The sequence below is a fragment of the Pseudomonas sp. AU11447 genome (genome assembly GCF_001672555.2).
Lineage (GTDB): Bacteria > Pseudomonadota > Gammaproteobacteria > Pseudomonadales > Pseudomonadaceae > Pseudomonas > Pseudomonas nitroreducens.
Window position 1 is genome coordinate 22399 of record NZ_LZDG02000049.1, and the last position, 13574, is coordinate 35972.

At 66.6% G+C, this 13574-nt stretch carries 13 protein-coding genes; 12 read left to right on the forward strand and 1 reads right to left on the reverse strand.

The genetic code is table 11. The features are described 5' to 3' along the window. The first annotated feature begins 65 nt into the window (after positions 1-65). From A6723_RS18955 to map, 7 genes are all read left to right on the forward strand, one after another. The gene (locus A6723_RS18955) at positions 66-539 is read left to right on the forward strand and encodes a MaoC/PaaZ C-terminal domain-containing protein (RefSeq protein ID WP_054910704.1); all 474 of its coding nucleotides are present in this window, start codon (positions 66-68) and stop codon (positions 537-539) included. Continuing rightward, positions 536-1684, forward strand: a complete 1149-nt coding sequence (locus A6723_RS18960) for an acyl-CoA dehydrogenase family protein (protein ID WP_371914064.1) — start codon at positions 536-538, stop codon at positions 1682-1684. The genes A6723_RS18955 and A6723_RS18960 overlap by 4 nt, the downstream gene beginning before the upstream one ends. A gap of 8 nt (positions 1685-1692) precedes the next feature. Then, positions 1693-2691: an acyl-CoA dehydrogenase gene (locus A6723_RS18965; RefSeq protein ID WP_054910706.1), complete on the forward strand. Its 999-nt coding sequence runs from the start codon at positions 1693-1695 to the stop codon at positions 2689-2691. 60 nt (positions 2692-2751) lie between these two features. Then, a complete protein-coding gene (locus A6723_RS18970) occupies positions 2752-4074 on the forward strand; it encodes an MFS transporter (protein WP_054910707.1) in 1323 nt (440 codons plus the stop codon). A 26-nt stretch (positions 4075-4100) separates the two neighbouring features. Continuing rightward, on the forward strand, positions 4101-5381 hold the full coding sequence (locus tag A6723_RS18975; RefSeq protein WP_054910708.1) for a CaiB/BaiF CoA-transferase family protein: 1281 nt from the start codon (positions 4101-4103) through the stop codon (positions 5379-5381). 93 nt (positions 5382-5474) lie between these two features. Further along, positions 5475-5684, forward strand: a complete 210-nt coding sequence (locus tag A6723_RS18980) for a ParD-like family protein (RefSeq protein ID WP_054910709.1) — start codon at positions 5475-5477, stop codon at positions 5682-5684. After that, the gene (gene map / locus A6723_RS18985; RefSeq protein ID WP_054910710.1) at positions 5681-6451 is read left to right on the forward strand and encodes a type I methionyl aminopeptidase; all 771 of its coding nucleotides are present in this window, start codon (positions 5681-5683) and stop codon (positions 6449-6451) included. The genes A6723_RS18980 and map overlap by 4 nt, the downstream gene beginning before the upstream one ends. An 8-nt stretch (positions 6452-6459) precedes the next feature. Here the strand turns inward: map and A6723_RS18990 are convergent, their stop codons facing one another. After that, positions 6460-7293, reverse strand: coding sequence for an oxidoreductase (locus A6723_RS18990; protein WP_064979847.1), 834 nt, complete (start codon positions 7291-7293; stop codon positions 6460-6462). A 92-nt stretch (positions 7294-7385) separates the two neighbouring features. Between A6723_RS18990 and A6723_RS18995 the strand changes: the two genes are divergently transcribed. The 5 genes from A6723_RS18995 (at position 7386) to A6723_RS19015 (ending at position 13552) form a co-directional block, all read left to right on the forward strand. Beyond that, complete coding sequence (locus A6723_RS18995) at positions 7386-8339, forward strand: AraC family transcriptional regulator (protein WP_139093016.1); 954 nt, start codon at positions 7386-7388, stop codon at positions 8337-8339. Between the two features lie 195 nt (positions 8340-8534). Then, positions 8535-9269 carry a helix-turn-helix transcriptional regulator gene (locus A6723_RS19000; RefSeq protein WP_082450875.1) on the forward strand — a complete coding sequence of 245 codons (735 nt, stop codon included), beginning with the start codon at positions 8535-8537 and terminating at the stop codon, positions 9267-9269. Between the two features lie 113 nt (positions 9270-9382). Beyond that, a complete protein-coding gene (locus A6723_RS19005; RefSeq protein ID WP_054910714.1) occupies positions 9383-10870 on the forward strand; it encodes an efflux transporter outer membrane subunit in 1488 nt (495 codons plus the stop codon). Beyond that, positions 10867-12027, forward strand: coding sequence for an HlyD family secretion protein (locus tag A6723_RS19010; protein ID WP_054910715.1), 1161 nt, complete (start codon positions 10867-10869; stop codon positions 12025-12027). Before A6723_RS19005 ends, A6723_RS19010 begins: the two co-directional genes overlap by 4 nt. Further along, positions 12017-13552 carry an MDR family MFS transporter gene (locus tag A6723_RS19015; protein ID WP_054910716.1) on the forward strand — a complete coding sequence of 512 codons (1536 nt, stop codon included), beginning with the start codon at positions 12017-12019 and terminating at the stop codon, positions 13550-13552. The genes A6723_RS19010 and A6723_RS19015 overlap by 11 nt, the downstream gene beginning before the upstream one ends. Positions 13553-13574 lie beyond the last annotated feature (22 nt).

A 13574-nucleotide genomic window follows, 5' to 3' on the forward strand; every position in this document is an offset into this window, starting at 1 on the left:
GAGTACGAACGCTGACCATAGCCTGACCCCACTCGACGACAACAACCCCAGCAGGAGAGTGGTGCATGGCACGCAACGAAATCGCCCTCGGGCAAGGCTATTACTGGCAGGACATCGAAGCCGGCCAGCGCTTCCGCACCTTCCGCCGAACCGTCACTGAAGCCGACCTTATCGGTTTCATCGGCGTCACCGGGCAGACCGAGGTGATCTTCATCGACAGCACCTTCAACGGCGCGATCCAGGGCCGCCCGGTGCCTGCCGCGCTGAGCTATAGCCTGATCGAAGGCATCCTCATGCAGACCATGCTGCAAGGCACCGGTCTGGCTCTGCTGGAACTGCACAAGAGCGTACGCGGCCCCGTACTGGTGGGCGACACCCTGGAAGCGGTCGTGGAGATCGACGAGGTCCGCCCGACCTCCAAGCACAACCGCGCCGTGGTCACCTCCCGCGTCTTCGTACTCAACCAGCGCGAGGAGACGGTGATGGAGTACCAGGTAAAGCGCCTGCTCGCCGGTCGCCCAGAGCGGAGCACTGGCTGATGCTCGAAGCTCTCGACTTTCGCGCACTGCCGGCGCGGCACGAGGCTTTGCGCGAGGAGCTGCGCAGCTTCCTCGCCGAGCGCCTGGGGGACTATCCCATTGATCTTCGGGCGCGCAGCTGGCAAGGCTTCGATGCCGGCTTCAGCCGCGCCCTGGCCGAGCGCGGCTGGGTCGGTCTGACTCTGCCTCGCGAGTACGGCGGCGCCGGCCTCGACCCGCTGGCGCGCTTCGTGGTGGTGGAGGAGCTGCTCTGCGCCGGTGCGCCGGTGGCTGCCCACTGGATTGCCGACCGCCAGAGCGGCCCGTTGCTTCTGCGTTTCGGCAGTGAAGCGCAGAAGCGCCTGCACCTCCCGGCAATCTGCCGCGGCGAGCAGTTCCTCTGTATCGGCATGAGCGAGCCGAACTCCGGCTCGGACCTCGCCAGCGTGCGTACGCGCGCCGAGCCCAATGCCGGAGGCTGGCTGCTCAACGGGCAGAAGATCTGGACCACCTACGCCCAGCACAGCCACTACATGATTGCCCTGGTGCGTACCTCCGGCAGCGCTCAGGACCGCCATCGCGGGCTGTCCCAGGTATTGGTCGACCTGTCGCTGCCGGGCGTGAACATCCGCCCGATCCGCGACCTCACAGGGGCTGAGCATTTCTGCGAAGTGTTCTTCGACAACGTGCAGTTGCCGGCCGAGGCCCTGGTCGGCGAGGAAGGCGACGGCTGGAAGCAGGTCACCGCTGAACTCGCCTTCGAGCGCAGCGGGCCTGAGCGCATCTACTCCAGCATCGCCCTCCTCGACGCCTGGTTGAACTGGCTGCGCGATCAGCCGCAACCGGGGCAAGAGCGGCTGCTGGGACAACTGCTGAGTGAGCTGATGGTGCTGCGTGCGCTCTCGGTCAGCCTTGCCGCGCAACTGGCGGATGGCCGCAGCCCGGTGGTCGAAGCAGCCCTGGTGAAAGACCTGGGCACTAGCTTCGAGCAGTCCATCCCGGCGCTGCTCGGCGACCTGCTGGGCGCGGTGGATGGCGCCGGCGTCCCGCACCTGCTGCAACGCACCCTGGCCTACCTGGAACGCATGGCCCCGGTGTTTTCCCTGCGCGGCGGCACCCGCGAAATCCTGCGCGGCGTGATCGCCCGCGGCCTTGGCCTGCGATAGGAAACCCCATGAGCCTCGACAACCTGATCATCGACGCCTTCGGCCAGTGGCTGGACGGCGAAGTCACCGCCGAGCGCGTACGCGGCATTGACCTCGGCGAACCCGCCGACGGGCTGTGGCGGTCCCTGGCCGAACACGGCTTCGCCGACGTGCTGCTGCCCGAGGAGCTTGGCGGCGCGGCAGCCAGCGCGGAAACCGCCTGCCACCTGCTATTCGCCACCGGTGGCGCGGCACTGCCGCTTCCGCTTGCCAGCACCTGGTGGGTACGCCTGGCGCTGGCCGAGGAAGGCCTTGCGCTTCCCGAAGGCCCCATCGCGCTTGCGAGCGGCGAGTCTGTCGGCCACGGCCTGCGCTGCCACTCGGTACCCTTTGCCGCCCAGGCCGAATGGGTACTGGCGGCTCTGCCTGAAGGCGCCTGGCTGGTGCCGGTGGAGAGTGCGCAACGCCGGGCAGACGGCGTCTACGCCAGCGCCACGGAGGAACTCTTCTGGCCCGACCTGCCTGAAGGCGCGCTACGGCTGTCTTCGGCTAAAGACTGGAGCGCCCTGGGCGCTGCCTACAGCGCTGCGCTGATCGCCGGTGCCGCCGAACGGGTGCTGCAGCTGACCCTGGACTACGCCAATACCCGGCAGCAGTTCGGCAAGCCGGTCGGTACTTTTCAGGCCATTCAACAGCAGCTCAGCGTTCTCGCCGAGGAAGTCTTCGCCGCACGCATGGCCGCGCAACTGGCCCTGCGCGGGCCTACCTGGCCACAGGGCATCCCGGCGGCCGTGGCCAAGGCCCGTTGTGCAAGCGCTGCGGTGCGCATCTGCAGGATTGCCCATGCGGTCTTCGGCGCCATCGGCGTCACCGAGGAATGCGACCTGCAGCTCTACACCCGGCGCCTCTACGCCTGGCGATCCGACTTCGGCAGCGAGGCCTGTTGGCAGCCGGTGGTCGGCCGCGCAGCACTGCGGGAATCCGGTGACAGCCTGGCCTTCCTTCGTCGCCACCTGCCCGCTGCCTGACCCGTGCCGCCCACGGGCGGCACACCGTGCTTCTCATAACAATGACAATGGAGAACACCCATGGCCCACACACTCAGCCCATCGCAGAGTGCCGCAACGCAAGAGACGGCAACCAGCGCCCGCCCCATCGCCTGGCGCACCATCATTGCCGGCAGCGTCGGCAACACCGTGGAATGGTTCGACTGGACGGTCTACACCGCCTTTGCGCTTTATTTCAGCCACCAGTTCTTCCCCTCGGACAACGAGACCACCGCCCTGCTCGCCTCCTTCGCGGTGTTCGCCATCGGCTTCGCCATGCGTCCGCTGGGTGGCTGGCTGATCGGCATCTTCAACGACCGCGCCGGGCGCAAGGCTGCGCTCAACCTGACCATCCTGATGATGGCGCTGCCCTCGCTGCTGATCAGCCTGATGCCGACCTATGCCAGTATCGGGATTGCCGCGCCGTTGCTGATGCTGTTGGCACGGATGATCCAGGGCCTGTCGGTGGGGGGTGAATACGGCGCTGCCGCGACCTTCCTCGCCGAGTCGGCGCCGGCCAGCCAGCGCGGGCTGTACTCGGGCTTCTTCTTCGCCAGCATCGCCCTCGGCCTGCTGTTCGCCTCGGGCCTGGCCTGGGTGCTGAGCCAGTGGCTGAGCAAAGACCAGTTGATTGACTACGGCTGGCGCATTCCCTTCTTCATCGGCGGCCTGGGCAGCCTGGCCGGGTTCTGGATCCGCCATGGCGTGGAAGAGACGGCGGCATTCCGCAGGAGCCATGAACAGCGCAGAGGCCAGCGCGTCGAGCAACCCCTGCGCACGCTCTGGCGCGAGCATCCGGAAGCGGTAAAGCGGCTGGTCGGCATCAGTCTGCTGGGGGCTTTCGCCTTCTACCTGTTCGTCAGCTACCTGCCGGTGCACGCCATCCGCACCCTCGGCGTGGAGCCAGGCACTGCCTATGCGGCCAGCAGCCTGGCGCTGGTGGTGTTCATGATTTCCCAGCCGCTGTTCGGCTGGCTGTCCGACCGCATCGGCCGGCGCCCGCAGCTGATTGTCTTCGCCCTCGGCTACGCCGCGTTGCTCTACCCGGTGGTGCGCTCGATGAGCGCCTCCTTCGCCTCGATCCTCGCCGTTGAACTGTTCGGTCTGTTGCTCTATGGCCTGTATTCAGCCATTGCCCCGGCGATCAAGTCGGAGCTGTTCAGCACCGACATTCGCGCCCTGGGCATCGGCCTGCCCTACAACCTGGTGGTGGCGATCTTCGGCGGCACCACGCCCTACCTGATGACCTGGCTGCAGAGTCGCGGCCATGAGCAATGGTTCCTGGTCTACGTCTCGGTCATGGCGGTGATCACGCTGGTGGCCTTCGTGCGCATGCCGGAAACCCGTGGCAAAGACCTGCACTGAAGCCTCGAAACGGATTGGAGAGCAACATGAGCAATACCCGAACCACCCAGCAGGGCCCGCTTTCCGGCCTGCGCGTCCTCGATCTGTCGCGGGTCCTTGCCGGGCCCTGGGCCACGCAGGCGCTCGGCGACCTGGGGGCCGACGTGATCAAGGTGGAGCGCCCCAGTCGGCGCGATGACACCCGGACCTGGGGGCCGCCCTTCCTCGAAGACAGCAATAGCACCTGGGATGCCGCCTATTACTTCTGCGCCAACCGCAACAAGCGCGCCATCGCCGTGGACTTCGGCCATCCCGATGGCGCCGAACTGCTGCGCCGTCTGGCGGCTTCAGCAGATGTGCTGGTGGAGAACTACAAGGTCGGCACCCTGGCGCGCTACGGCCTGGACTATGCCGCCCTGAAGGCCATCAATCCGAAGCTGATCTACTGCTCGGTCACCGGCTTCGGCCAGACCGGCCCGTACGCCGGGCGGGGTGGCTACGACTTCCTGGTGCAAGGCATGAGCGGCCTGATGAGCATCACCGGTCGCCGCGACGACGAGCCCGGCGCCGGGCCGCTGAAGGTCGGCCTGCCGGTCAGCGACCTGTTCTGCGGTCTCTACGCGACCATCTCGATTCTCGCCGCGCTGAACCATCGCCACACCAGCGGCGAAGGCCAGCACATCGACTGTGCGTTGCTCGACAGCCAATTGTCGCTGATGGCCAACCAGGCGATGAATCATCTGGTCAGCGGGCAGGTTCCACAGCGACTGGGCAATGCCCACCCCAACGTGGTGCCCTACCGTGACTTCGCCTGCAGCGATGACTACATCCTCGTGGCGTGCGGCTCCGACGGGCAGTTCCGAGCGTTGTGCCATCTGCTCGGCCGCGATGACCTCGGCAGCGACCCGCGTTTCACGCGCAACCCCGGGCGCAGCGAGCACCGCCGGGAACTGGAGGTAGAGCTGGCGAAAAGCATCGCAGGGTGGCGCGCCGCCGACCTGCTGGCGGCCATGGAAACGGCCGGCGTGCCCGGCGGCCCGATCAACAACCTGCAGCAGGCCCTGGCCGATCCGCAGGTGCAGGCACGGGAGCTGCTGCAGACCCTCACCCGCCAGGACGGCACCGCAGTAACACTGCTGGGCTACCCGGCGCGCTTTTCCGCCACGCCACCGACTTATCGCCTGGCGCCTCCGGTGTTCGCCCAGGACACCGCGCAGGTACTGATCGAGCAGTTGGGGTTGGCTGCCGGGCAACTGGCGGAGCTGGCCGGCAAAGGCGCAATAGCCCTGCCCGAACCGCCGGCGGAGCGCATCCCGAAGACCGGATGAGACGCCCGTTTTGCATTCTCTCGCCTCAGGCAATATGATCTATATACGTTTTGTTATTCTTCATATTGAGCCATTCCACGAGGCGATAGAACCATGGGCATCATCAACCTGGACGACGAGCTGCATGACCAGCTGCGCCGCGCCAGCTCCGTCGCCTGCCGTTCGATCAACGCGCAGGCGGCTTTCTGGATCAAGATCGGCATGCTCTGCGAGCTGGAGCCGACCCTCAGCTTCAACGAGATCGTCACCCGCGAATTGCAGGAGGCCGGGGTGAAGTACCCGGCCACGGCAGGCGCGAAATGATCAAGAGCGACGCGGAACTGGCGTTGATGGCCGAGTCCGGCCGGCTGCTGGCGAAGGTCTTCGTCTTCGTCGACGGCCTGCCGCTGGAAGGCATGACGACGCTGGAAGTGAACGACCAGGTCGAGCGCTACATCGTCGACGAACTGCAGGCGCGGCCGGCCAGCAAAGGCCAGTACGGCTTCGCCTACGTACTCAATTCCTCGCGCAACCAGGTGGTCTGCCACGGTGTTCCCTCCGAGGTGGATCGCCTGCAGGACGGCGACATCGTCAACTTCGACATCACCCTGGAGAAGAACGGCTTCATCGCCGACTCGAGCAAGACCTACCTGATCGGCAAGGTTTCGCCTGCTGCAAAGCGCCTGGTGGACATCACCTACGAAGCCATGTGGAAAGGCATCCGCGCGGTGAAGCCCGGCGCCCGCCTGGGCGACGTGGGCCACGCCATCGAGCGGCACGCCCGGCAGCACGGCTACAGCGTGGTCGAGGACTACTGCGGCCACGGCATCGGCCGCGAGATGCACGAGCCGCCGCAGGTACTGCATGTCGGCCGGCCGCGCACCGGGCAGATCCTCAAGCAAGGCATGGTCTTCACCATCGAGCCCATGCTCAACGAGGGACTTTCGGGCGTGAAAACCCTGAAGGACGAGTGGACCGTGGTGACCCTCGACGGCAAGCTCTCCGCACAGTTTGAACACACCGTGGCGGTGACCGCCACGGGCTTCGAAGTGCTCACGCTGCGCCCCGAGGAACGCAACGCCAGGCACTGACCTGCGTCTCAGCCGTCGGTGGATCGGGTGAGCGCCTCCCAGCGGGTGAACTCCTCGTCCAGCGCTGCAAGCTTCTGCCGCACCAGGCCCAGCGCATCGCTGCCCAGCAGGAGGTGGCATGGCGGCTCTGGTGCCTCGATGGCTGCCAGCATCGCCTGCGCAGCCTTCACCGGGTCACCTGGCTGCTTGCCGCTCTTTTCCTGCCGCGCCTGGCGTACCGGGTCGAACAGTGCGTCGTAATCGGCAATCGAGCGAGGGCTGCGGACCATGGAGCGCCCCGCCCAATCGGTGCGGAAGGAGCCTGGTGCCACCGCCGTGACCACGATGCCGAAGCCTTCGACCTCCTTGCCCAGCGCGTCGCTGATGCCCTCCAGGGCGAACTTGCTGCCGCAGTAGTAGGCGATCCCCGGCATCGTGATGTAGCCGCCCATGGACGTGATGTTGAGGATGTGGCCGCGACGCCGCTGGCGCAGGTACGGCAGTACCGCCCTGATCATCGCCACGGCGCCGAAGACGTTCACCTCGAACTGCCGGCGCATCGCTTCCAGCGGCGATTCCTCGAGGATGCCCTCGTGGCCGTAGCCGGCGCTGTTCACCAGCACATCCAGCGGGCCGACGCTGGCCTCGATCTCCGCGACCAGGCCCGGAAGGGCATCGAAATCGGTCACGTCGAGCAGGCGCCCGAAGATTTGCCCGGGTGCCAGGGCTTCAAGTTCGGCGCGGGCCTGTTCATTGCGCACCGTGCCGACCACACGGTGCCCGGCGGCGAGCGCCTCACGGGCCAGTGCGAGGCCGAAGCCACTGCTGGCGCCGGTGATCAGCAGGTTCTTGCGAGGTGACATGGGGTGACTCCGTTGCTGGGGAATTGAGTGCACAATACTCAGCGTCACCGCCATTTCGCAGACCTCAAACTCTGACTTTATTGCCTGATTCTATGAAGACGGAAATCGAAGCAAGCTGCCCCGAGCAGGCACGCATGGCCGCCCTGCTCGCCGCACTGGCGCCCCAGGAGGGCTACAACCTCACCGCGCTGCCCGGCGTGCGGCTGCTGCGCTCGAATCGTCCGCTGGCGCGCACCCCGGTGCTCTACGACCCCGGCATCGTAATCGTCTGCCAGGGCTGCAAGCGCGGCTATTTCGGCGAGGAGATCTACCTCTACGACGAGCAGCACTACCTCGCCGTTGCGGTGCCCGTGCCATTCACCATGGAAACCGACGCCACGCCGGAGCGCCCGCTCCTGGCCATCTACCTGCACCTGGACTTCCAGCTCGCCGCCGAGCTGATGTTGCAGATCGAGCAGATGGGCCACGCTCCCACCACGGACGCGCCGCGCAGCCTGTTCTCCAGCCCGATGGCCCCAGCACTGAAGCAGTCGGTGCTGCGTTTGCTCGAAGCGTTGGGCGAGCCGCTGGAAGCGGCAATCCTCGCGCCGGCGCTGCTGCGTGAGCTGTATTTCCGCGTGCTCACCGGCGCCCAGGGCAATGCCATGCGCGCGGCGCTGGCCATGCGCGGCCGCTTCGGCAATATCGCCAGGGCTCTGCAGCGCATTCATACGAGCTACGCGCAAGCCATCGACCTGCCGCAACTGGCGAGCGAAGCCGGTATGAGCGTTCCGTCATTCCATAGCCACTTCAAGGCCGTCACGCGCACATCGCCCATGCAGTATCTCAAGTGCACGCGGCTGCACCAGGCTCGGCTGCTGATCGTGCGCCAGGGCATGACGGCGCAGGCGGCGAGCCTGGCCGTCGGTTATGCCAGTGCCTCGCAGTTCAACCGCGAATTCAAGCGCCTGTTCGGCCGAACGCCATTGGCAGAGGCCGAGCGCATGCGGGAAAACTTTGCGATTCCCCCCGCGCAGGAAGCGTCGAGTTATGTCTCCTCTCACTGAAAAGAGAAAACTTGTCTAAAAACCCAAGCATCTGCTGATTTGTGATGATTTATTGCGCCTTAATTATTGTCGCGACAATACAACGCCAAATTATTCCGGAAAGCCTCATTTAGAATGCTGACTCAACCAGGAGTCCCGCATGACGCCGCTCGATACCCCCACCCGCCGCGCAGGTCAGCCAGGATGACCTGCGCCATGTCCCTCGAAGCGCTGGCCTACGACCACCAGGATGGCGAGGAAATCCTGCCCCACTGCCACACCCAGGCGCAGCTGATCCACTCGATTTCCGGCGTGATGCTGGTCGGCGCTGCGCAGAAGAACTGGGTGGTGCCGCCTGGCCACGCACTCTGGGTGCCACCGGGCACCGAGCACCAGATCCGCATGTTCGGCAGCGTGCGGATGCGCACCCTGTTCATGCCCGCTTCGAGCTGGCCCTGGGGCGGCCAGCACTGCCAGCTGATCGCCGTGACGCCCCTGCTGCGGGAGCTGCTGGTGGCCGCCAGTGCCGTGCAGGCCAGCGAGGGCAACGAGTACCGCCGCCGTTGCCTGCACGAACTGCTGCTGGTGGAAATGGACGCGGCGCAGACGGTCGGTATTCACCTCGCCATGCCAAGGGACGCGCGCCTGCTGCGATTGTGCAACGCGGTGATCGGCGCACCGGCGGATGAAACCGGCATGGAGGACTGGGCGCAGCGGCTGAACATGAGCAGCCGTACCCTCGCCCGCCTGTTCCAGCGCGAGCTGGGAATGAACTTCGGCGATTGGCGCGCCCGCGTGCGCATGGTACTCAGCCTGCAACGGCTGATCGCCGGCGCGTCGGTACTGGAAGTGGCCCTGGAGCACGGCTACCAGAGCCCGAGCGCCTTCTCCCAGACCTTCAAGCGCATCCTTGGGCAATCGCCCAGCCATTATCAGGCGGCCAGTTGCTGAGCCTGGGCGCAGGCCGGTTGTCATTTTCGCGAGGCTGGTTGTCGGTCGTGCGAGAGAGCTGCACCGACTGAATCCCTAACCTGCGGGAGTCCGAAACCAAGTGACTCCCCGACATGCCCATACCTGCATTCAACCCGCGACATTCGCTGCTCGTACTGGCCGGCGCCGGCCTGCTGCTGAGTGGCTGTTCGGCGGTCAGTGATCATCAAGCGCCCACTTCCCGGCTTTCACCCGGCGCCGACTGGCAAACGCTCGCCACCGGTACCAACCCGCAGGAGCCGCCCGCCCGCTGGTGGCGGCTGTACCAGGACCCGCAGCTGGACCAACTGGTAACCCGGGCCCTGCAACACAACCAGGACCTGCAGGCGTCCCTGGCCCGTGTCGATGAGCTGATCGCCCTGCTGGGGCAGGCGCGGGCGCAGCGCTGGCCGAGTACCACGGCGAGCTGGCAGACCTTCTACGGCCGCACCAGCGATGATCAGACCGAAGCCAAGGCCAGCGGCGGCCGCGCCGGTTCGCAGTGGAACCAGGTGCCGGGGTTCGCGCTGGACTACCAGCTCGACCTCTGGGGCCAGGTGCGCCAGTCGATTCTCGCCGCCCAGGCCAACGCCGAGGCGGCGCAGGCTGCCCATGACCAACTGCAGGTGAACATCGCCGCCGGTACCGCCCGTGCCTATGCCAATGCCTGCGCCTATGCCGCGCGGGCCAGCATCCAGCAGCACTCGATCACGACCGTGGCGCGCAGCCTCGATCTCACGGTCCGCCAGCGCCGCGCCGGGCTGGTCACCGACCTGGAGGTCGACCGCGTGCGCAGCCTGCTGGAGGAAACCCGTGCCCAGCTGCCACGCCTGCAGGCCGAACACCAGGCCGCGCTGGAAGAGCTCAGCGTGCTCACCGGCAGCGAGCCGGGACAATTGCCCGCTGCTGTCACCGACTGCCGCAGCGTGCCTCGCTTGAGTCAGGCGCTTCCGGTCGGCGATGGCTGGACGCTGCTGCAGCGCCGCCCGGACATTCGCGCCGCCGAGCGCGCACTGGCGGCCGCCGGGCATGAAGTCGGCGTGCGTCAGGCCGACTTCTATCCGAGCGTGTCCTTCGGTGCATCGATCACCGCTTCCGCCGAGCGCATGCACGACCTCGGCGATCACGAGGCGATCACTTATGCGGTCGGGCCGCTGATCAGCTGGAGCTTTCCCAACCTGCTCACCACCCGCGCACGCCTCGAGGGGGCTCAGGCCCACGAGCGCCAGCAACTCGCACGCTTCCAGCAACAGGCCTTGGTGGCACTCAAGGAAGTTCGCCAGAGCCTGGCGCGCTACAGCGGCGAGACCGGCCATCGCGAGGCACTCGGCAGTGCGCTGGATAGCAGCCGCAACGCCTTCCGCCTGGCGCAGGTGAATTACCAGGCCGGCGCCCTCGACTTCCTCGATGTGCTCGACAGCGAACGCGCCATGGTCCGTCTCGAAGCGGACAAGGCCGAGGCCGACCGGCAACTGGTCGAGCGCCAGATCGAACTCTTCCATGTCCTCGGCGGCGGCTGGCAGGACATGCCCGCCAATCAGCTTGCCGAACATTCCACCACTGCCAAGGGACCCGCGCGATGAACATTGCCGTCGATGACCAACAAGCCGAATCTGCCGAACGGGCGGCCCAAGTCGACAGGAAGCGAAACCAGCGCCGCCTGCTGTGGCTTGGCGGCGGCGCCCTCGTCGTTGCCGCGCTGGGCTACGGCCTGTACTGGGCCAGTGTCGGCCGCTACCTGGAGGAAACGGATGACGCCTATGTGCGCGCCGACTGGATCACCATCAGCCCGAAGGTTTCCGGCTACGTTGCCGAAGTGCTGGTGGATGACAACCAGAAGGTTGCTGCCGGCACACCCCTGGTACGCATCCAGCCTCGCGATTACCAGGCTCGACTGCGGCAGGCTCGGGCGCGACAGGCCGAGGCTCGTGCCGCCATCTCCGCACAACAGGCTGCGCTGGTGACACTCGACGCGCAGTTGAAGGAGCAGCAGGCGCTGATCGACCAGGCCGCTGCCGATATCGACAGCACCCGTGCCGAACGCCAGCGCGCGCAACTGGACTTCCAGCGCTACCGCGACCTGGTCGCCCAGCAAGCCGCCAGCAGCCAGCGCCTGGAGAGCGTCACCGCCGACTTTGCCCGTGCGCGCTCGGCCGTCAGCCGTGCGGAGGCCGCTGCCAGCCGCCAGCGCACGCGCCTGGGCGTGCTCCAGGCCAGCCGCGATCAGGCCTTGGCGCTGCTCGCCCAGCAGCAGGCGCGTGCCGCCGAGGCCGATGCCAGCCTGGCCCTGGCCGAGCACGAAGAGGAAGACACGCTGATCCGTGCGCCCATCGCCGGCGTGGTCGGCCAGCGCCGGGTTCGCCAGCGCCAGTACGTCACGCCCGGCCTGCCGTTGCTGGCACTGGTGCCGGTGGAACAGTCCTACGTGGTGGCCAACTACAAGGAGACCCAACTGCGCCGGATGCGCCCCGGCCAGCCGGTGGAGGTTCGCGTGGACAGCTTCCCTGACGTGGTGCTGCATGGCCGCGTCGAGAGCTTCTCGCCGGGCTCGGGGGCGCTCTTCGCCCTGTTGCCGCCGGACAACGCCACCGGCAACTTCACCAAGATCGTCCAGCGTTTCCCGGTGAAGATCGCGCTCGCTGCCGACGCCCGCCAGCAGGTACCGATCCTGCCCGGCATGTCGGTGATCGCCGAAGTGGATACGCGCCAGGACAGTGAGGCCGGCCGGCATGACCAGTGAGGCGGAAAAGACTTCGCTGAAGGCCTGGGTAGCGGTCATCGGCGGACTGTTCGGCTGCTTCATGGCCGGCATGAACGTCCACGTCACCAGCGCCGCCCTGCCGGAAATCGAGGGCTCGCTCGGCGCGACCTTCGAGGAAGGCTCGTGGATCTCCACCGCCTACCTGGTCGCGGAGATCGTGATGATCCCGCTCACCGCCTGGCTGGTGCAGGTTTTCTCGCTGCGCCGGGTGATGCTGGTCGGCTCCGGCATCTTCCTGGCGGCCTCGGTAGCCTGCTCGTTCGCACCCAACCTCGCGAGCATGATCAGCATCCGGGTGATCCAGGGCGCGGCGGGGGCGGTGCTGATTCCGCTGTCCTTCCAGTTGATCATCACCGAACTGCCGGCTTCGCGGATGGCCATGGGCATGGCCCTGTTCAGCCTGTCGAACAGCGTGGCCCAGGCCGCGGGGCCCTCCATCGGCGGCTGGCTCACCGATGCCTACAGCTGGCGCTGGATCTTCTACCTGCAACTGATCCCCGGCGTGCTCCTGCTCGCCGCCGTGGCCTGGGCCATCGCCCCGCAGCCCATGCAGTTGCAGAAGCTGCGCCAGGGCGACTGGCTGGGCATCGCCAGCATGATCGTCGGCCTGGGGGCGATCCAGATCGTGCTGGAGGAAGGCGGCCGCAAGGACTGGTTCGGCTCCGAGTTCATCGTCTGGATGCTGGCCATCGGCGTCATCGCCCTGCTGCTGTTCATCCATACGCAGTTGTTCGGCCGGCGCTCGTTCATCAACCTGCGCCTGCTGGCAGGCTACAACTTCGGCGTGGCCAGCGCGGCGATGTTCATCTTCGGCGCGGCGACCTTCGGCCTGGTGTTCCTGGTGCCGAACTACCTCTCGCAACTGCATGGCTACAACGCCCGCGAGATCGGTGTCAGCCTGATCGCCTACGGCCTCGTGCAACTGGTCCTGGCGCCATTGATGCCGCGCCTGATGCGCTGGCTGAACCCCAAGCTGATGGTCGCCAGCGGCTTTGCCATCATGGCCCTGGGGTGCTACCTGGGGGTCTACCTGGACGCCGACAGCGCTGCCAACGTGATCATCCCGTCGACCGTGGTGCGTGGCATCGGCCAGCCCTTCATCATGGTGGCGTTGTCGGTGCTGGCGGTGTCCGGCCTGTCGAAGCAGGAAGCCGGCTCGGCCTCGGCGCTGTTCTCGATGCTGCGCAATCTGGGGGGCGCTGTCGGCACGGCGGCACTGACGCAGATCGTCTCGCAACGCGAGCGCTTCCATTCCGAACGTATCGGCGAACAGCTGGATGTCTTCTCGCCGGCTCTGCAGGAGCGCCTGCAGAACGAACCCGGCGGCGCCTTCGCCATCAACGAATGGTTGCCGACACAAGCCGAAACCCTCGCCCGCCTCGCCGCGCACGTCCGCCATGAAGCCTTCTTCATGGCCTATGGTGATGCCTTCTATCTCTCTTTCATCGCCCTGCTGGCCTGCGCGGTTGCCGCGTTGGCACTGCGCGGCAACAAGACTTCCTGAGGAGCCTGCATGCCCACCTTCC

What these genes read in the sequence shown, in the direction of transcription:
- A6723_RS18955 (WP_054910704.1), top strand. Translation starts at nt 66, where the DNA reads ATGGCACGCAACGAAATCGCCCTCGGGCAAGGCTATTACTGGCAGGAC.
- A6723_RS18965 (WP_054910706.1), top strand. Translation starts at nt 1,693, where the DNA reads ATGAGCCTCGACAACCTGATCATCGACGCCTTCGGCCAGTGGCTGGAC.
- A6723_RS18970 (WP_054910707.1), top strand. Translation starts at nt 2,752, where the DNA reads ATGGCCCACACACTCAGCCCATCGCAGAGTGCCGCAACGCAAGAGACG.
- A6723_RS18975 (WP_054910708.1), top strand. Translation starts at nt 4,101, where the DNA reads ATGAGCAATACCCGAACCACCCAGCAGGGCCCGCTTTCCGGCCTGCGC.
- A6723_RS18980 (WP_054910709.1), top strand. Translation starts at nt 5,475, where the DNA reads ATGGGCATCATCAACCTGGACGACGAGCTGCATGACCAGCTGCGCCGC.
- map (WP_054910710.1), top strand. Translation starts at nt 5,681, where the DNA reads ATGATCAAGAGCGACGCGGAACTGGCGTTGATGGCCGAGTCCGGCCGG.
- A6723_RS18990 (WP_064979847.1), bottom strand. Translation starts at nt 7,293, where the DNA reads ATGTCACCTCGCAAGAACCTGCTGATCACCGGCGCCAGCAGTGGCTTC.
- A6723_RS18995 (WP_139093016.1), top strand. Translation starts at nt 7,386, where the DNA reads ATGAAGACGGAAATCGAAGCAAGCTGCCCCGAGCAGGCACGCATGGCC.
- A6723_RS19000 (WP_082450875.1), top strand. Translation starts at nt 8,535, where the DNA reads ATGTCCCTCGAAGCGCTGGCCTACGACCACCAGGATGGCGAGGAAATC.
- A6723_RS19005 (WP_054910714.1), top strand. Translation starts at nt 9,383, where the DNA reads ATGCCCATACCTGCATTCAACCCGCGACATTCGCTGCTCGTACTGGCC.
- A6723_RS19010 (WP_054910715.1), top strand. Translation starts at nt 10,867, where the DNA reads ATGAACATTGCCGTCGATGACCAACAAGCCGAATCTGCCGAACGGGCG.
- A6723_RS19015 (WP_054910716.1), top strand. Translation starts at nt 12,017, where the DNA reads ATGACCAGTGAGGCGGAAAAGACTTCGCTGAAGGCCTGGGTAGCGGTC.